We start from the raw sequence: 18,816 nt of genomic DNA, 5'->3' as shown, positions 1-18,816 counted from the left end.
CGTTTTATCGTTTAAATGTCGCAAACCAGCGGCGCTCCTGCCAGAAGAGGAGGACCATATAACCCAAAAAAAGGCTATTATGAAAAAGAAAGCGCAGCAGGGGAGCGGTACTTTCTGCCACGGGCAGGTAATATCCGGCGTAGCTGAGGGCTGCACCGACCAACAAATATGCTAAATCTTTCCCGGTTTGGTAGGGTATCGGATAATATTTTTGTCCCAGTGCGTAGCAGAGGGCGCTCATGCTCATGTAAGCGAATAAAGTGCTGCAGGCGGCGCCCATGAAGCCGAGCTTAGGGACTAGGAGCAGCACTGTTATTAGCGTGATGCCTGCTCCTAAAAGGGTGAGGTATAGGCTATATTTCGTCTGGTCGGTAAGTTTAAACCAGATGCTGAGGTTGTAATAAATACCTAAAAACAGATAGCCCAAGAGCAAGAGGGGCACAATGGATAGGCCTTCCAGATACCCTTCTTTTCCAAGGATTAGGGGCCCTAACCAGTATAAATTCACCGAAAGCGCCACCATCAGGGCGGTGCAAAAAAGGATGAAGCCGTGCATGACGTGTGCAAAAGTCTCCGGGGCCTGCTGGTCCGTCGCCTGCTGGAAAAAGAAAGGCTCAGCAGCGTATTTAAAGGCCTGAATGATGAGGCTCATCAGGATGGCCAGCTTAAAGTTGGCGCCAAAGATACCGGCAGCTTCCCTTTGGCTGAGGCCTGGATAGAAATTGTCCGGCAGGACGTACTCAAAAAGCTGGCGGGAAAGAAGTTCGTTTGTGGCACCTGCCAGCCCCATAAATAGGAGCGGGAGGGCGTAGGGCCACATGGGTCGGAGCAGCTCCCAGTCCAGACGAAAGGTGGGCCTACCGAGCACGACGAACATTAGCGGGAGGATGGCGCCGTTCGCGATCAGGTTAGCCAAGAAGATATATTCCACCCCCCAGTCGGGCTGGTAGATGTAGCTGGCCCAGGAAGGAAGTGTCTCCGGGGCCAGGAGGCGCCAGTTTTCACGGAGGTAAAGAATAAAAAAAATATTCAGCCCTACGTTTAGAAGTATGTTAAAGAGTTTAATACCAGCGAAGTAGGCTGCTTTTTGTTCGAGGCGCAGTCGCGCAAAGGGGATGGCGAGGATGGCATCAAAGCAGAGGATAAGTGCCATCCAGCGGAATAGATAGGTCTGACCCGGATAGTCGAGCCACTGGCTCAGAAAGGGGGCTAGAGCGAAGAGCAGGCCACTCAGGAGTAAGGAGCTGCTTAGGATGAGCGTGAAAATCGAGCGATAAACGGCTTCGGGGTCCAGCCCCTTCCCAGTGGCATAACGGAAATAGGTGGTTTCCATCCCGTAGGTAAACAGGATGTTTAAAAATCCCATAAGCGCATAGATCCCGGTGAAGGCACCGAGATCTTCTTTGCTTAAATAGCGGACATAGAGGAGGATAAGCAGAAAGTTTATGCTTCTGCCTAAAATACTGCTGACACCATACAGGGCCGTTTGGCCCAAGAGTTGTTTCATTCGGCCCATGAGGCGGTACTGCGTGTAGCGGGTAGATTATTCTCCTTTAAAAACGGGCTTACGTTTTTCTAAAAATGCGGAGGTACCTTCCTTGTAGTCGCCTGATTTCACGCAGCGCGCGAAGCCATTTGCTTCTGTTTGGTACCCGTTTTCGTCACAGTTGTATACCGCATTCACACAGTCTACGATCATGCCGATAGCCAGAGGAGCTTTGCTCATAATTTTCTCTAGGATCTGCTCGGCCTTGTCCATGGCCTCGTCTTTGGTAGGCATGACATGGTTGACGAGCCCGAGCTGACGTGCCTCATCGGCGGAGATCATATCGCCAGTCATCATCAGCTCATGCGCTTTTCCGCGACCCACTAAGTAGGTGAGGCGCTGTGTGCCTCCATAGCCTGGGATGATGCCGAGGTTCACTTCCGGCTGTCCGAATTTAGCGTTTGCTGTGGCGATGCGCATGTGGCAAGCCATGGCTAGCTCACAACCGCCCCCTAGGGCGAAGCCATTTACTACCGCGATGACTGGCTTCGGACAGTTTTCGATAAGGCTGAAAACGTCTTGACCATTTTCAGCGAATTTTCTAGCGTTTAGTTCTGTGAGTTCGGCGATTTCACTGATATCAGCACCTGCTACGAAAGCTTTTTCTCCGCTACCCGTAAGGATGACACCTTTAATGCCTTTATTATCTACTACCTCTTCGAATGCCGTACGTAATTCCTCGATCGTAGCGATGTTCAAGGCATTTAATTTGCTTTCTCGGTTGATGGTGAGGTAAAGAATACCTTCTTTTTCTTCCGAAAGAATATTTTGTTGTTCAGCCATACCTGATTTCAGTAATAAGCATCAAATATACAAGACCCTTTAAGATTCCCCAAGCTTTTTAATTGGAAAAACTATCGTGGGACTTTTCCGTAAAGAAAGAAGGTAGGGAAAGTGGGGTGTAAAAGCCTTTTACCCTGCAAAAATGATGTAGTTAGGGTCTTTTTAACACATTATTTTTTCTATTTTTGTCCACGACTAGAAAACCAAACAAATCAGTAGCAGATATGTCATCAAAAAGAAAAATTACCGTAGCCTACGGCGATGGAATCGGGCCGGAAATCATGGAAGCCACGCTCAGAGTTTTAGATGCAGCGGGCGCCCAGATCGAGCCTGAGGTCATCGAAATCGGGGAGCAGGTGTATTTAAAGGGGATTAGTTCGGGGATGGACGCCAGCGCTTTCGAGTCGCTAAAAGAAACCAAAGTGTTTTTAAAAGCACCGATCACCACACCACAGGGGGGTGGATTTAAGAGCTTAAACGTGACCACACGTACTTCTTTCGGTCTTTTTGCGAATGTCCGCCCATGTAAGGCCTACTCTCCTTTCATTAAAACGCATTATCCGAAAACTGATTTGGTGATCATCCGCGAAAATGAGGAGGATCTGTATTCTGGCATCGAGCATCGCCAGACGCAAGAGGTGGTGCAGTCTTTAAAATTAATATCTAAGCCTGGATCGGAGAAAATCATCCGCTATGCGTTCGAATATGCGAAAAAGTATGGTCGTAAAAAAGTGACCTGCATGACGAAGGATAACATCATGAAATTGGCCGACGGCCTTTTCCATAAAACCTTCGACGAAATCGCGAAAGAATACCCTGGCATCGAAACGGACCATAAAATCATCGACATCGGTTCTGCCCTGATCGCAGAGCGCCCAGAGATCTTCGATGTGATCGTGACGCTTAATTTATATGGAGATATCATCTCGGACATCGCCGCGCAGGTGACCGGATCTGTAGGGCTTGGTGGCTCCGCCAATGTAGGGGAAGAGGTCGCCATGTTCGAGGCCATCCATGGCTCCGCGCCAGATATCGCCGGCATGGATATCGCTAATCCTTCTGGACTTTTAAATGGTGCCATCATGATGCTCGTACATATCGGCCAGCCAGAAGTAGCAGAAAAAATCGCGAATGCCTGGATGAAAACCCTGGAGGATGGCTACCATACTGGTGACATCTATCAGGAAGGTCTCTCTAAGGAGCGCGTAGGCACACAGGCTTTTGCCGATGCCATCATCGAGCGCCTAGGGCAGGGACCAGCGAACATGGAGCCAGTCGCCTTCGGCAAAGAGGCTACCGAGCCGATGAACATCAAGCTGAAGCCTGCCGTCAAGCAAGCCAAAGAATTAATCGGGGTGGATGTTTTCCTCGAGTGGGATGAGGAAGGTCGTGATCCGAACGCTCTCGGGGAAAAATTACGCCAGCTAGATGCGGATGGCTTGCAGCTGCAGCTCATCACTAACCGCGGTGTGAAAGTGTTCCCGGGCGGTATGAAGGAGACCTTCTGCACAGACCACTGGAGATGCCGCTTCCAAAATGCCGGTCAGTCTGCCGTGACGCATGCACAGATTCTAGACCTGCTCAAGCAAGTGGAGGGCCTCGGCTGTGACTTTATCAAAACAGAAAATTTATATACTTTCGACGGTCAGCGTGCGTATTCCCTCTCTCAAGGGGAGTAAGCTGTAAGCGATCGGTACAGTAAAAAAACGAGCCAGCCGAAAAGCTAGCTCGTTTTTTTATTTCCTCATGGAGAAGTGGATCATGCTTCGTACTGAAAAAGGATTACCATAAAAAAAGAGGCGATGTGCTCGCCTCCTTTCTATCGCTCTTAAACCGCAGCCTCTTTCTTAGCGAGACGGTTCCTTTCATTTTCATCCAAGTAGATCTTACGCATACGAATCGACTTCGGTGTGATCTCCAAGTACTCATCCTTTTGGATGTATTCCATGGCCTCTTCTAAGGAAAAACGCTTCGGTGGTGCAATACGTGCATTGTCATCCGAGCCGGAAGCGCGCATGTTGGTTAGTTTCTTCCCTTTTTGAACGTTCACGACGAGGTCATTATCGCGAGAATGCTCGCCGATTACCTGTCCACCGTATAATTCGTCACCCGGCTCGATGAAGAATACCCCACGATCTTGCAGCTTATCGATCGCGTAAGCCGTACACTGTCCAGCTTCCATCGAAATCAGGGAACCGTTAATTCTTCCCGGGATATTGCCTTTAAAAGGCTCATAAGCCGTAAAGCGGTGGTTCATGATCGCTTCACCCTGTGTAGCTGTCAATACATTATTCCGTAAACCGATCAGACCGCGTGAAGGAATGCGGAACTCTAGATGCTGCAAGTCGCCCTTCGGCTCCATGATCAGTAGCTCGCCTTTTCGCTGCGTAGCTAATTCGATCACTTTACCTGCCGTCTCTTCCGGTACATCCACCACTAAGGTTTCGATCGGCTCTAACTTCACGCCGTCTTCTTCCTTAAAGATCACCTGCGGCTGGCCCACTTGCAACTCGTAGCCTTCGCGACGCATGGTCTCGATCAGTACAGACAAGTGTAGAATACCGCGGCCGTACACAAGGAACTTATCTTCATTATCTGTCGTCTCCACGCGGAGGGCCAGATTTTTCTCCATTTCTTTAAATAAACGATCTCTTAAGTGACGGGAAGTCACAAACTTTCCTTCTTTACCGAAGAAAGGAGAGTTGTTGATCGTAAACAACATATTCATCGTCGGCTCATCGATAGCGATACGCGGCAGCGCCTCAGGATTTTCTAGGTCAGCGATGGTATCTCCGATTTCGAAATCTTCGATGCCCGTCACCGCACAGATATCTCCAGCGCCTACTTCAGTTACTTTATGCTTGCCTAAGCCTTCGAACACGTGAAGTTCTTTAACACGCACCTTTTTGATCACACCATCCGCCTTACAAAGGGAGAGTTGCTGCCCTTCTTTAATCGTTCCTCTTCGTACCCTGCCGATGGCGATACGACCCACGAAGCTCGAATAATCTAAAGAGGTCACCTGCAGCTGTAAGCTTCCCTCATCGATTTTCGGTGCGGGGATATGTTCTAATATCGCATCGAGTAAAGGCAGGATGCTGTCTGTCTGCACCTTCCAGTCTTCCCCCATCCAGTTGTTTTTCGCCGAACCGTACAGGGTCTTGAATTCTAACTGCTCCTCGGTAGCGTCTAAGTTGAACATCAACTCAAACACGGCCTCTTGCACTTCGTCCGGGCGGCAGTTTTCTTTATCTACTTTATTAACGACGACGATCGGAGTAAGGCCTAAAGAAAGCGCTTTGCTTAGCACGAAACGCGTCTGCGGCATCGGACCTTCGAAAGCATCCACTAAAAGGATAACACCATCTGCCATTTTCAGGACACGCTCCACCTCACCACCGAAGTCGGCGTGACCCGGGGTATCGATGATGTTAATCTTATGGTCCTTATAACGAACAGATACGTTCTTAGAAAGAATGGTGATGCCTCGCTCTCTTTCCAAGTCATTGTTATCGAGGATGAGGTCATCAAATTGTTGGTTTTCGCGAAAAATTTTTGACGCGTGGATAATCTTGTCTACCAAGGTCGTCTTGCCGTGGTCTACGTGCGCGATTATCGCGATGTTCCGAATATGCTGCATGTTGAAATTGAATTAAAGTGCAAAGGTAGCCAAATTTTTTTGCATATTTTCTAAGCGGACTGCTTTCATGATGAAAATAGGAGAAGTAGTCCGCTGAATTTCAGCAGGTATTCCGTTGGCAGTCTTTAAAATAGGGAGAAGTCGAGCTCATCGGTGAGCAGTTCCAGAGCCTTTATGGCCCGAATCGAGTTGCCCCGCACGTTTAGCTCTGGGCTCCAGACCGCGACGGAGAATTTGCCCGGCAGGGCGGCGGCCACTCCTCCTCCCACGCCCGATTTTCCGGGTAGTCCCACGCGGAAGGCAAACTCACCGGCCTCATCGTAGAAGCCACAGGTTAGCATTAGGGCATTTAGGCGTCGGGTATGGCTTTCGGAGAGGATGCGGCGCTGCGCAAAAGGGGAGTAGCCATCCAGTGCAAAACAGGTGAAGGACTTGGCTAGGTCTTCACAGCTCATTTCGATGGCACAGTGCGCCACATAGGTTTCGAGCACCTCCTCCACCTCGTGATGGAAATTTTGATAGGCCTTTAAAAAGTAGGCAAGGGCCTTATTCCGCTGTGCATGTGCCAGTTCGGAGCGCTTCACAGCTTCATTTATACTGACACAATTCTTCCCCGCCAGCTCGTTTACGAAGTCCACGATGGCCTGTAGTGCATCCGGATATTTGCCGTAGAGAGCGTCGGTAATCACCAGCGCGCCGGCATTAATGAAGGGATTCCGAGGGATGCCGCCCTCAAACTCCAGCTGGGCGATGCTGTTAAAGGGATTGCCGCTCGGCTCCACATTTACACGCTGCCAGAGCTTCTGTTTAAACACATGAAAGACCATCATGAGGGTAAAAACCTTCGAGATGCTTTGGATCGAAAAGGGCTTCTGGTAGTCTCCTGCGCCGTAGACCTTTCCTGCTGTGTCCACCAGTGCGATCCCGAACTGCTCCGGATCCACCTGCGCGAGCTCCGGGATATAATTGGCCACCTGCCCGCGGAGGTCCATTTTTTTAACTCGGGTATATACGGTTTGGATCAGGTCTGCGTAGTCTGTTGTCATGGTGGATTTCACTTAGAAGATCGTGTTTTTAGGGAGGGGGTTTTGCGCCCCGGCGCAAAAAAAAGGCCGAGACTTTTTATTTCCCGGCCAAATCTGTGCCTAAAATTCATTTAAGGAGTAAACTGCACGGCGAATCCGCCGCCAGGCTTCATCGTGAATACCAAGGATTGGCGGCTATTTACTTCGCGTGTTTCGATGGCGATGGCGGTAGGGTTTTCATCCATGTCCGTATCTGCTGTGTCGGCGTAACTGGTGGCCATAAAGCTGCGTGGGCCCAGGAAGTCCAGTGGGACCTCTACCTGGCGCTCCTGCTCATCCGTGATCCCGCCGAGGAACCACTGCTCTCCTTTTCTGCGGGCGATGATGACATACTCGCCGATTTCACCGTCTAGTACGCGGATTTCATCCCAGTCAGCGGGAACTTGGCGAATAAATTCGAAGGCAGGCTGGTCCTCGTAGTTTTCGATCATATCTGCGGCCATTTGCAGTGGGCTATACAAGAGAACATAGTGGGCGAGCTGGCGGGCGAGGGTGCTGTACATGCGCCCTTCCGTTTCGAGGCCGTCGAGCTCGTTCCAAAGCGTCATTTGCTCACGGAAATTTTCGAATTTTAGGTCGAAAATACCGGGTGTGTAGTCAAGAGGCCCGGCAAGCATGCGTGTGAACACCAGCGTCGGTGTGTGGGAGGGTGGATTTCCGCGTGACCAGGCATTCCATTCCATGCCGCGGACACCCTCCCGGGTCATCAGGTTCGGATAGGTGCGGCGCAGGCCGGTGTCTTTTATGGGCTCATGGATGTTTACCATGATGCCTCTTTTCGCTGCTTCGTCCACGACACGCTGGTGGTGGCGGACCATAAACTGCCCCTGGTGAAAGTGGCCTTCGGGGCGCATCTGCCCGGCATATCCGGTCTTGATGGCTTTTATGCCGAGGGACTGGTAGAGATCGAGGGCGGCCTCTAAATTTTCTTCATAAGAAAGCACCTGCCCGCCTGTTTCATGATGGCCGATGAGCGCCACGCCCTTTTCTTGCGCGTAGCGCGCCACTTCTTCCAAATCGAAATCCGGGTAAGGGGTTTGAAAATCAAAATTGTCGTCCTGATACCAGCTTTCCCATCCGGTGTTCCAACCTTCCACGAGCACGCCGCGAATGTTATTCGCCGCCGCGAAGTCGATGTAGCGCTTGGTGTTTTCCGTGGTGGCGCCATGTCGTCCCCCTTCCATGCCCCAGGTTTCGATGCCCAGGTGCATACTCCACCAGATGCCCACATAGTTCATGGGCTCGATGTAGCTGTAGTTTTTACTGCGATCACGCGGGGTGTTCAAGCTCAAGATAAGCTCTGACTCCACCAGCTCTCCCGGGCTGTCCGCTACGATTATAGCGCGCCAAGGGCTAGTTAAGGCACCAGCGCTGCGTACCAGGATGCCGTCGGGCCAAGGGACTAAGTTCGATTTTAGCCGATAGCCATCCAGACGCTCTAGCGTCATGCCAGCGTAATCGATCAGGGCAGCCTCATGAATGGACAGGTAGCTGCCTTGGCTTGTTTTCATCGTGAGCGGGGTATGGGCAGAATTTTTAGGGAAGCCCCCGATGGAGTGGGTGTGGGTGTTGAACTCATTTTCTACCTCTCCGATGGCGCTGACGGGGCTTTTGGTGTACAGCAATTCATACGTATCGTAATTGCCTTCTATCCACCAGGCAGTGTAATCTTCGGGAAGTTGGAAAAATGTTTTTTCATTTAGCAGGAATAGGCTGTCCGGGAGTCCCTCCTGTTCGGGAATGATGTAGCGGAAGCCGATGCCATCGTCATAGGCACGGAATTCGAGTTGGAACTGCAGGCCATTTTCTTCTTCATAGGTCAGCAGTTTTCCTTTATAGTGGGCGAGGAACTTGCTTTTTTCGCCCCAGACGGCGTCCCACGGCTCCTCTTCTTCCCAGTTTCTGACGGCCACGAGTCGGGCATTTTCACCTATGGAAAAGTCCTTAAATGCCAGGCTGAGGGGGCTGGGCAGGATGAGTTTTTCGTCGTTTTTTTGTAAGGCATAATGCGGAGTGCCCTCCTTCAGGTTTATCTCCACGCGAATAAGGCCCGAGGGGGACTGGAGCTGCTGCTCTTCGGAGATGCCACAGGAAAACAAAAAAAAGGCAAAGAATCCTAGGAGTAAAGGGTACTTCATGTAAGCTAATTTTTAGATTTTAACCGATTTAGGCGGGCACATGTTCGCTTTCTTGGTGGGAAATTCACTTTTCTTGGTAGGTAAGGGCCGTATTTTATGTGGGCGGTATCGGTTTGTGGGGCCACGGCCCAAAGGGTGTTGCGCAGGATTTCTGAAAAAAATGCTTTTGGTGGACGGGGAAAAGCGTACTTTTGTAGGGTTAAAACGATAAAAAAAAGGCGATGGGAGCTTTAGGAAACCACATTTTGGTAGAGTTTATGCGATGCGATCCACATGTTTTAAACGATGTGTCGAGCATCGAGCGGGACATGGTAGAGGCAGCACGCAAGGCGGGAGCCACAGTGATTAATTCCACCTTTCACCATTTCTCCCCTTATGGGGTGTCGGGAGTGGTGGTCATCGAGGAGAGCCATTTGGCCATCCATACCTGGCCGGAGTACGGGTACGCTGCAGTGGATCTGTTCACCTGCGGGGAGATGGATGCCTGGATTTCTTTTGACTTTCTAAAAGAAGCGTTTCGTTCCGACTCTTACTCGGCGATCGAAATGAAGCGCGGGTCGAAAAATCTGTTGAAGCGCATCGACTTCGACATCAGCTCTTCCCGACAAAAGGCGGAGGAGTGGGTGAATCCGGGGATGTATACCCGTAATGTTTGGTTTACGGATAAGGATGAGTTCCAAGCGCTTTCTCTGCGCTACACGGGCGAAGTGTATCACGATGTCACCACGGAGTATCAGCGGGTGCGGATCTTAGAATCGCCGAAGTACGGCAAGTTCCTGGCGCTAGACGATATGGTGATGACAACGGAGAATGATGAATTTCATTACCATGAGATGATCAGTCATCCGGCGATTTTCGCGCATGGTAGGGTAAAAAATGTCCTCGTTATCGGTGGTGGTGATGGCGGAACGGTACGTGAAGTGCTGCGGCATCCCGGGATCGAGAAGGTTACCATGGTGGAAATCGACGGGGAGGTGATCAAAGCCTGCAAGCAGCATCTTCCCCAAATAGCGGCAGCTTTCGATGATCCGCGCTTAGAGTTGATCGTCGGAGATGGTATCTCCTTTGCCGAGCAGGCCCCCCATTCCAGTTATGACCTGATCATCGTAGATGGCTCCGACCCAGTAGGCCCTGCGGAGGGCTTGTTCTCTGTGGGCTTTTATAATCATTGTTACAAGGCACTTAAGCCGGAGGGTATTTTGGTGGCGCAGGGCGAGTCGCCCAAATTTAATGAGGCTGCTTTTACGGACTTGCACGACACGATCGAAGGGCTTTTCGGTAAGGGAAATGCCTATGTCAGTCTTTTTTACGTGCCTACTTATCCTACGGGCATGTGGTCCTTCCAGATTGGGACGAAGGCTTCGGCCACTGATTTTGGGCACGTCGATGCGGCAGAGGTGGAGGCCTTCGTTCAGGCCAAGGGCTTGAGGTACTATAATAGTAGTATCCATACGGCCTCACTGGCCTTGCCGAACTTTGTGCGCCAGCTTTTACAGCGTAAGTAGCGTTTTTAGGTTCTTCGAGTCGTTTTTTGCACACCATGCAGGCCCTCTTTGCTTTTCTTTAGGCGAAGAGGGCTTTTTCGTGCGATTCCTTGGTGATTTTGTACGCTTTTTTTGGGGGTTAGGTATGTGTCTTGCTGGCTTATTGAAATTTAAGTAATTGGTAATCAGGTGATTAATATTTTTTTTAATATTTTTCTCGATTTTTTCTTGACTAATTTTATTTTTTTTTAGATTTGGATATGATTTTTTGGCCAAAAAACATTAATTAAAGTCAAAATTATTAATCTAAAATAAAAATGAAGAGAATAAACAAGTCATTATTTGCAGGCGTGTTGCTAGCTTCTGCATGCGCAATTTCGCCTATTGCTGCGGTAAACGCTGGTCCGGGAAAATTTCTAGCGAAGTTGATTGGAAGCGATGACAAGAGAGCCTCCTGTTTCCACAATGTTACAAGTGCAAAAGATGATAACAGAAAAACAAATTTCTGTTCAGAGATGATTTGTACGGAAAGCATGGGTACTGGATCAGAAAAGGGGCCTTGTGGTAGTGGTAAGTGATATATCTTATTGAATAAGGTTGGTTTCGGGTAGTAAAATTGCCCGAAACTTTTCCATATAATCTGAAAAGACAAACCATATGAAAAACTATTATCATCTACTCCTACTCTTGCTCATGGCAGCTTGTGGCGATGGGGAGGCTGAGCTTAGCTACACTGAAATTCCTACGATTGAAGTGAATGAAACTGATTTCACTCACATCACCCTCGAGGCATATGAGGAAATACTGGAAAATGTGCCACTCGCTATTTTTGATCTTTATGCTGTCGATTCGCTATTGATTGTTTCTCCATACAAGACACCTCATCAATTTTATATCTACCATAAAGAGACTTTTGACTCCTTAGGGGCTATAGGATTAATAGGAGAAGGACCCGGAGAATGGCCTCCTGCTAGTACCCTTTTCAATAGACAAACAGAACAAGATGAAACAGGGCAGTTCATGTGGGTATCAAACGATAAGATTGGTTTCATCGGAAAAATTGATATCCTACAAACACTAGCTAAGGGGGACGGAATGCCCATTTATTCTACTTACATAGAAGTCTCACCGAGTAAGTATCCTTATAATTCCATTTACTATGTGCAGGATGATTTTTTACTATTGGATCGTGATTTATTCGATGATTCGTACTCTATACTAAAAGGCTTGGACCTGAATTCAGGGCAACTGTATGCGTCTGGAATGTTTCCTGCTGTTAAAAATATCACCAAAGTAAGCAGCGATGTCTTTTTTGGATTTTATCCCGGAGCCACGCTTCATATACCCGATAAAAATAGGGTGTTGCGAACCAATGTTTTGATGGCCCGCCTTGATTTTTTATCCATGGAGTTAATTCCTGAATTTGCGGTGGTAGAAGGAGAGAACTGGTCGGATAATTATTATGATGCCAGAGAGTTTGAAGAAGCTATGGTTGAGCTGTTGCAACAAGAAGAAGGTTTCGTTCGCCCTAGTTTGGTTCAGGATTACATCGTCGTATTGAAAAAGTTTAAATCGCTTGATGGGGATGAACCCAAAAATTATGAGTTGAGATTTTACGATTTAGATGGAAAGCCACAGGTACGTGTGTCGCTTCCCGTAGCCCTAAATGCTTATGTTATCGATTGGGATAAAAAATTACTCTACGGTTCCAGTGTGCGTGAGGAAAAAGTAGTAAAAATAGAGTTAAGCCCTGTCATGCGTGTTTTAGGAGAGGCCTAGAACCAGCAAGCGTCTTTTTCATCTGCTGAAATACCGGCTAGATTAAGTCGGAGCTGTCCAACTGTCTGTAGGCGTATTTTTCATCTTGAAATGATGCCATTAGCAGGAAGTAAGCTGTACTATTAATCGATTCATACTTGGATTCATCTTATACATGCTTAAGGTATTAAGTTAAATTAAGAAAATAAGTAGATTATTTAAAATACTGAAAATCAGATATTTACTTGTGAATTACGTATAATTCTCCCAACTTGCGATGCTAAAGTATCCCTTTTATGCATCGCTTTTTGGCCTTCTTTCTTTTCCTCACCTGCTTTTTTGCTCAGGTGAACGTATCCACTGCCCACTCGGGCATGTACAGTCAGTGGAACAGTCCTGTGCGGGGGTTTTTTCTACGCCCGGGAGTACAGATCTTTTCCACGCGGCATCAGGTTTTGCAGCGGGATCCGCTGCGTGGACATACAGCACATGGAGGGATTAGTCCTTCCCTGGAGTTGGCCTGGCAGGGGGAAACGCATCAGTTCGCCCTTGGGCTGCTTTGGGAACGCTCTCATTTCAGTATTCCTATAGCGATAGGGCAAAATGCCTCAGGTACACGCGTCACAGCAAAGATGCGCCTCGATCAGACGCGTCTCCTGGCTTCGCTCCGCTATGGGTATCAACTTCCCCTCAGTCTCTATCGTCCTTTTTTTCTCCGAGTAGAGGCGGTAGCCTATCCCGCCTTATTCCAGGGTGAAATCGATGGGGCAGCCCTCCGCTCTGGCGAGGTACGCGACAGTGCCGGGGGGAGGGTACAGCTATGGCCCGAGCTGTCGAAGGAGCGAATAGGCCTCCGAGCGGCTATGGGTCTCGCCTTTAGTTATCAGCTCCAAGAGCGCTATACACTCCAGCTGGGTGTTGAGCAGTTTTTCGATGTCGGCACAGGAGTCACCCAGTTTATTCGTTATCAGTCTGGGGACACGTCGGGTCTGGCTCGCGTTAGCTTTACCCCCGATACGGTGCTTTTTAGCTTGAAAGTAGGGATTGCGCTCGGGAAATAGGACGCTGTCTGAGAGGGGCTAGGGGGAGTGCGCCTGGGCGCAAAAATAAAGGGGAAGGAAACCTGCCTGAAGCAAGCAGGCCTCCTTTTTTTCTCGTCAGAGATTTTTTTACAGACTAGAAAACCGCAGGCAGGGAAGTACCTTGTGTGCCACTGCGCAGTATGTCAATACGAATTTTCATCGATACGCACCTTTCCACGGTAGGTCCAGTAAATTATTGAGGTGTACGCCACTACGAAGGGCATGCCGATGAAGGCGAGAATCGCCATAATCCGTAAGGTATAGGCGGAGGAGGCCCCGTTATAAATGTCGATGTTATAGATCGGATCGATAGTTGAAAGCATCATGTTCGGGAAGATGCCCAGCGCGAACAGCATGACCACTGCTGCGATGGTGGCGGCAGAGGAAACAAAGGTCCACCCGTAGGAGCCTCTAGCCAGTGTGCGGGGGATATTGGCGATAGCCAAAGCCGTCAGGCCCACCACTGTCCAGGCGAAAAGGGAAATAAAGGTCTCGTTATTCGTGATGAGTGCATGCTTTTTACCGGGCAGCTCGAGCATCCCAAAGGAAAAATTGGCAATCATTTCCGGCTTCAGGTATAGGGTGAATCCAGAGAATGCGAGGAAAACAAGGAGAAATACCCAGAAATTAATGCGAATCCAGCCTTGAATTTGCTTTTGCAGCTTGCCCTCCGTCTTCATGTTCAGGTAAATACTGCCATGTAGGGAGAACATGCTGAGCGAAAATAAGCCAGCGCCCAGTGCATAGGGGTTCAGGAGGTCGAAGACGGTCCCCTGGAACTCCATATTTTCTTCTATGGCGAAGCCCATCACCACATTTCCGATAGCAATTCCGAAAAGAATCGCTGCGGCGATGGAGCCGATAGAGAAGCCGCGGTCCCAGAAGTTACGCCAGGCGCGACTGTCCTCTTTTCCACGAAATTCGATCGATACGGCGCGGAAGATCAGTGCGATCAGCAGGAGCATAAAAGGCAGGTAAAAGCCCGAGAAGGCCGTGGCATATACATTCGGGAATGCGGCAAAAAGCGCCCCACCGGCAGTGATGAGCCACACCTCATTGCCATCCCAAACTGGGCCGATCGCATTCATGAGAATCCGTCTGTCTTCATCGGTTTTGGCACGTAAGTGCAAAATCCCTACGCCCAGATCGAAGCCATCTAAAATCGCATATCCGATGAGTAAAATGCCCACCAAAATATACCAAACAACGTTATAATCCATTAGTTATCCGAGGTTAAAGCGTCTATTTTTTCGTTTTTCTTCTTGTAGCTCTCCATCAGCTCGGTCACGTGCTCCGGGCCATGCTTGATTTCGCGGTCCAGCACATAAAGCCAGACGAAGAAGAGCAGGACGTATACGACGAAAAAGAGGAAGAGAGAAATCATTACCTCCGGAGCGGTGATCGATGGGGAGACGCCCTCACTGGTGCGGAGGAGCCCCTGCACGATCCAGGGCTGTCGGCCCCTTTCGGCGGAGATCCAGCCCAGCTGATTCGCTAAGACCGGTAGCGCCACAGCAGGCAGATACAGTTTCAGGAGCCAGGTCTGCTGAAAGAGCGTGCCACGCCACAGTAAAAAGAGCGACAGCGTGGTCAGGCCGATGAAGAGCATGCCCAGTGCCACCATCATGTGGTAGGACTGAAAGACCCCGTTTACGGGTGGCCAGTCCTCCTCAGGAAAGGCGTCTAGGCCTGTGACCTCTGCATCTATATCACCATGAGCGAGGAAGCTCAGCATGCCTGGAATGGCGATGCCTTTCGTCTCTCGGGTCTCGGGATTCGTCCAGCCGACCAGATAAAGCGGTGCTTGCTTTTGGGTTTCGTAGAGCCCCTCGAAGGCCGCTAATTTAGCTGGCTGCCACTCTGCTACCACCTGGGCATGGGTGTGGCCGAGGAAGGGCTGCGCCAAAGAGGCCATAGCCGCTAAGCCCAATGCGATGGCAAAGGAACGCTTGGCAAATTCGATATTTTTTCCCTTCAGCAGGTAGTAAGCCGAAACGGAAAGGACCAGAAAGGCCCCTTGGACCCACGCGCCCACGATTACATGGGTGAAACGAATCATGGCCGAGGGATTAAAAATCATGGCCCAGAAATCCGTGATGACTGCCCGGCGGATGCCGAAATCTTCCACGATTTCATAGGCTACGGGCGTCTGCTGCCAGCTGTTGGCAACCACGATCCAGAAGCCCGACATCATACTTCCGAAAGCCACCATGATGGTCGCAAACAGGTGCATGCCTGGGCGAACGCGGTTCCAGCCAAATAGCAAGATGGCCAGGAAGCCCGACTCCAGGAAAAAGGCAAAGATGCCCTCGGCTGCTAGTGGTGAACCGAAAATGTCTCCTACGAAACGGGAATAGGCGGACCAGTTGGTGCCGAACTCGAACTCCATCACGATGCCGGAAGCTACCCCGATGGAGAAATTAGCTGCAAAAATCTTCACCCAAAAGCGGGTGATGGTTTCATAAATTTTCTTTTTCGTAATCAGATACAGCGATTCATAGATCACTAACAGCAGTCCCAGGCCGATGCTAAACGGCGGAAAAATGTAGTGAAACATGATGGTAAAGGCGAACTGAATGCGCGAGAGTGTTTCTACGTCCCAAAGCATAGGCTAGTGTTTAAAGGATTTTTTGTAATGTGCGAGGGTTAGGCTGATGAAGAGCAGGCCGATCAGAATTTTAAGTAATTTCGGCGTATCGAAACCGATGAGCTGCTCGGGAAGAAAAGGCAATTTCACCAAAAGCCGATAGCTTATCATCAGGCCGAGTCCTAAAAGAAAGAGGAATTGTGCGCGTCGCTGTGGCATAAATTTTTAGTGAAATGCTTTACTTTTTTCATACAATACTGTAAAATTACGTGTACCATAAGAACAAACAGTGACCAGTATCACCCTTTAGCGCCATGATGGGAAGTCCGAACAACCTAAAAAAGTATTTGACCACGCATTTTGCACATTTTGAACCCGAATTACAGCAGGAGATCGCCTCGATAGGAGAGCTCGTGCTTTTTCCTGCGGACGAGCTGCTGATGGACATCGGCCAGCGGGTGGAGGTTATCCCGCTTATCGTGGAGGGTTCGGTAAAAGTTTTTCGTGAGGACGAGGAAGACCACGAGATTTTTTTATACTACCTAGAGCCAGGGGAGGCCTGCGCCATCACGCTGATCTGTTCCGAACGCACCGGATACTCGAAAATTAAGGCCATCCCGATGGAAGACACCACGGCGATTATTTTGCCTATCGCCAAGCTAGACGAGTGGATGCTCAAGTTCAAGTCTTGGTATTTTTTCGTTATGGATAGTTATCAGGATCGCTTCGACGAGCTGCTGAAGGTGGTGGATTCGGTCGCTTTCCGAAAAATGGATGAGCGGCTTATCGAGTATCTGCAGAAATCCGTGGAGGCGAATCAAAGCAGCACCGTGCATGCTACCCATCAGCAGATCGCTCTGGAGTTAAATTCCTCGCGTGAGGTGATTTCGCGCCTGCTGAAAAAGCTGGAGCAGCGGGGTGTGGTGCGTGTGGGACGGAATGCGGTGACCCTCTTAGCTCCTCAGTAAGCGGCAGGCTAGACCTGTGCCTTTTGGGCTTCAGCCCAGCCCGACATCCAGAATCATCATCAGAGTAAATCCTGCCATAAAGCCTAGGACGGCCAGGTCGGTATACTTATCGCGCTGTGTTTCGGGGATGACCTCTTCCACGATGACGAAGATCATGGCGCCTGCGGCAAAGGCCAGGGCAAAGGGCAGGAAGCTCTGGGTATGGCTTACGGCGATGGCACCGATGACGCCCGCGATGGGTTCCACTGCGGCAGACAGCTGTCCGTACCAAAAACTTTTGCTGCGGCTGTAGCCCACCCGGCGGAGAGGCATGGAGACCGACATGCCTTCTGGGAGGTTTTGGATCCCGATACCGATGGCTAGGGCAATGGCGGCTGCGGTAGATGCTCCAGCGACCCCCTGGGCGGCTGCACCGAAGAGAATGCCGATGGCCAGTCCTTCTGGGATGTTATGGAGCGTGATGGCCAGCACGAGCAGGGTCGATTTCTGCCAGTCGGTTTTTACCCCCTCGGTGCGCTGGAAGTTGACATGCATGTGGGGGAGCAACTTGTCCAAGCTAAAAATAAAGAGACCTCCGAGCAGGAAGCCGATGGCGGCAGGCAGCCAGGGGGTGTTCGGAAACTGTTCGGCACCATGGTGGATGCTGGGCAGCAGCAGGGACCAGAAGCTGGCGGCGAGCATGACGCCCCCAGTAAAGCCGAGGAGCGTGTCGAAGACCGCGCGGTTTATGGTGCGAAAGAAGAAGACGATGCCGGCACCTGCTGCGGTGAGCATCCAGGTGAAGGTGGTGGCGATGAGTGCCGCATAAACGGGGCCGATGCGTTCGGCAAAGGCAACGAGTTCTTGCATCATGAGCGGGGCGTGCGAAAAAAGACGGGCACGTGCGGCTGCAAGGTACGCATTTTCGGGCTATTCTCGGTCCTATCCCGCTTTAATGTAAATAAATCCAGCTTTTTGGAGCTCAACGAGCGCCAGGATGCCCGCTGTGACATAGCTGCTGATAGGTAAAAATTCGGCTTTTTCCAGTCCGCGCTGTTTGAGCGTGTTCTCACAAACCTCGAAGCGCACGCCTCGGCCCTGGAGGGCCTGCATTTTCTCCTGAAGGGGCTGGGGGATGTCCCTGCGCATCAGGTCTACGCCCATGCCGATGGTGACGAGAACCAGCTCGGTATCGGGCGCCGCCGCGAGGATATTTTCGAGATTACGCAGCAGTTTGGGGTGGGTGGCAGGATCTCCTTCGCTGTAGTGGAGGACGATTTTATGGGTGTCAGCGGGGTTTTGGGCGAAGCCCAAAGAGGAGCCGAGAAAAATAGGGAGTAAGAGCAGGAAGAAGCGCATGAGCTTTAGGGAAATTTTTTTCAATGTAGTGCACATGGGGCGGGAATTAGGTGATGTAAGTCACAGGAGGCCGGAGAAGGGGCAAGGAATATTTTTTTAAAGAAGGTTTTCGGAGGATAGGTGGAAATTGATATCTTTGTACTAACCATATAAAAACGAATACCTTTCATGTCAGCGCGCGCATCAAGACTCTGCGTCCGAACCTTAGCGGTTCTGATGATTTTTTGGCTATGCCTTCCGGGGAGAAGTGTGTTCGGGCAGCAAAACATAATACCAATAGGTATTAGTCCTCCTACTAATGTAAGAGGTATTGGAAACAATTTTCCAGAAAGAGCAGTAGATGCTAATTTAAATACAGCTGCTTTAATCAATGCAAGAAGAGGGCTGTGTATTGGATCAACAAGTGA

Annotated in this window: 15 protein-coding genes; 5 read left to right on the top strand and 10 right to left on the bottom strand. The window is 50.0% G+C overall.

From position 1 onward, the window contains the following. Positions 1-4 precede the first annotated feature (4 nt). A complete protein-coding gene (locus ACXIT9_RS00670) occupies positions 5-1,516 on the bottom strand; it encodes a lipopolysaccharide biosynthesis protein (protein ID WP_458054323.1) in 1,512 nt (503 codons plus the stop codon). A gap of 27 nt (positions 1,517-1,543) precedes the next feature. Beyond that, the gene (locus ACXIT9_RS00665) at positions 1,544-2,329 is read right to left on the bottom strand and encodes an enoyl-CoA hydratase/isomerase family protein (RefSeq protein WP_458054322.1); all 786 of its coding nucleotides are present in this window, start codon (positions 2,327-2,329) and stop codon (positions 1,544-1,546) included. Positions 2,330-2,553: 224 nt separating this feature from the next. Here ACXIT9_RS00665 and ACXIT9_RS00660 point away from each other — a divergent pair, with 224 nt between their 5' ends. Then, a complete protein-coding gene (locus ACXIT9_RS00660) occupies positions 2,554-4,008 on the top strand; it encodes an NADP-dependent isocitrate dehydrogenase (RefSeq protein ID WP_458054321.1) in 1,455 nt (484 codons plus the stop codon). A 149-nt stretch (positions 4,009-4,157) separates the two neighbouring features. Here the strand turns inward: ACXIT9_RS00660 and typA are convergent, their stop codons facing one another. The 3 genes from typA to ACXIT9_RS00645 all read right to left on the bottom strand — a co-directional run bounded on the left by typA (position 4,158) and on the right by ACXIT9_RS00645 (position 9,192). Beyond that, complete coding sequence (gene typA / locus ACXIT9_RS00655) at positions 4,158-5,969, bottom strand: translational GTPase TypA (RefSeq protein ID WP_458054320.1); 1,812 nt, start codon at positions 5,967-5,969, stop codon at positions 4,158-4,160. Between the two features lie 125 nt (positions 5,970-6,094). After that, entirely contained in the window at positions 6,095-7,015 is a 921-nt protein-coding gene (locus ACXIT9_RS00650) for a glutaminase (protein WP_458054319.1), read from the bottom strand. Positions 7,016-7,125: 110 nt separating this feature from the next. Then, complete coding sequence (locus tag ACXIT9_RS00645) at positions 7,126-9,192, bottom strand: glycoside hydrolase family 97 protein (RefSeq protein ID WP_458054318.1); 2,067 nt, start codon at positions 9,190-9,192, stop codon at positions 7,126-7,128. A 221-nt stretch (positions 9,193-9,413) separates the two neighbouring features. Here ACXIT9_RS00645 and speE point away from each other — a divergent pair, with 221 nt between their 5' ends. The 3 genes from speE (at position 9,414) to ACXIT9_RS00630 (ending at position 13,495) form a co-directional block, all read left to right on the top strand. Then, a complete protein-coding gene (gene speE, locus ACXIT9_RS00640) occupies positions 9,414-10,697 on the top strand; it encodes a polyamine aminopropyltransferase (protein WP_458054317.1) in 1,284 nt (427 codons plus the stop codon). Positions 10,698-11,333: 636 nt separating this feature from the next. Next, positions 11,334-12,455 carry a hypothetical protein gene (locus ACXIT9_RS00635; protein WP_458054316.1) on the top strand — a complete coding sequence of 374 codons (1,122 nt, stop codon included), beginning with the start codon at positions 11,334-11,336 and terminating at the stop codon, positions 12,453-12,455. Positions 12,456-12,730: 275 nt separating this feature from the next. Next, positions 12,731-13,495 carry a hypothetical protein gene (locus ACXIT9_RS00630; RefSeq protein ID WP_458054315.1) on the top strand — a complete coding sequence of 255 codons (765 nt, stop codon included), beginning with the start codon at positions 12,731-12,733 and terminating at the stop codon, positions 13,493-13,495. Positions 13,496-13,659: 164 nt separating this feature from the next. Here ACXIT9_RS00630 and cydB read toward each other — a convergent pair whose 3' ends face one another. From cydB to ACXIT9_RS00615, 3 genes are read right to left on the bottom strand one after another with little or no spacing between them, the layout of a single operon-like run. Further along, positions 13,660-14,736: a cytochrome d ubiquinol oxidase subunit II gene (gene cydB, locus ACXIT9_RS00625; protein WP_458054314.1), complete on the bottom strand. Its 1,077-nt coding sequence runs from the start codon at positions 14,734-14,736 to the stop codon at positions 13,660-13,662. Further along, on the bottom strand, positions 14,736-16,124 hold the full coding sequence (locus ACXIT9_RS00620) for a cytochrome ubiquinol oxidase subunit I (RefSeq protein WP_458054313.1): 1,389 nt from the start codon (positions 16,122-16,124) through the stop codon (positions 14,736-14,738). Before ACXIT9_RS00620 ends, cydB begins: the two co-directional genes overlap by 1 nt. 3 nt (positions 16,125-16,127) lie before the next feature. After that, a complete protein-coding gene (locus ACXIT9_RS00615) occupies positions 16,128-16,322 on the bottom strand; it encodes a hypothetical protein (protein ID WP_458054312.1) in 195 nt (64 codons plus the stop codon). A 95-nt stretch (positions 16,323-16,417) separates the two neighbouring features. On the opposite strand from ACXIT9_RS00615, the gene ACXIT9_RS00610 reads away from it, so the two are divergent. Next, complete coding sequence (locus ACXIT9_RS00610) at positions 16,418-17,071, top strand: Crp/Fnr family transcriptional regulator (RefSeq protein WP_458054311.1); 654 nt, start codon at positions 16,418-16,420, stop codon at positions 17,069-17,071. 30 nt (positions 17,072-17,101) lie between these two features. Here ACXIT9_RS00610 and ACXIT9_RS00605 read toward each other — a convergent pair whose 3' ends face one another. Together ACXIT9_RS00605 and ACXIT9_RS00600 are read right to left on the bottom strand one after the other, a co-directional pair. Further along, positions 17,102-17,923: a ZIP family metal transporter gene (locus ACXIT9_RS00605; RefSeq protein WP_458054310.1), complete on the bottom strand. Its 822-nt coding sequence runs from the start codon at positions 17,921-17,923 to the stop codon at positions 17,102-17,104. Between the two features lie 69 nt (positions 17,924-17,992). Continuing rightward, complete coding sequence (locus ACXIT9_RS00600) at positions 17,993-18,409, bottom strand: DsrE family protein (RefSeq protein ID WP_458054309.1); 417 nt, start codon at positions 18,407-18,409, stop codon at positions 17,993-17,995. Positions 18,410-18,816 lie beyond the last annotated feature (407 nt).

Source organism: Nitritalea sp. (genome assembly GCF_054166705.1).
Note: the sequence above shows the minus strand (reverse complement) of the source record. Positions and strands in the feature narration are given on the sequence as shown.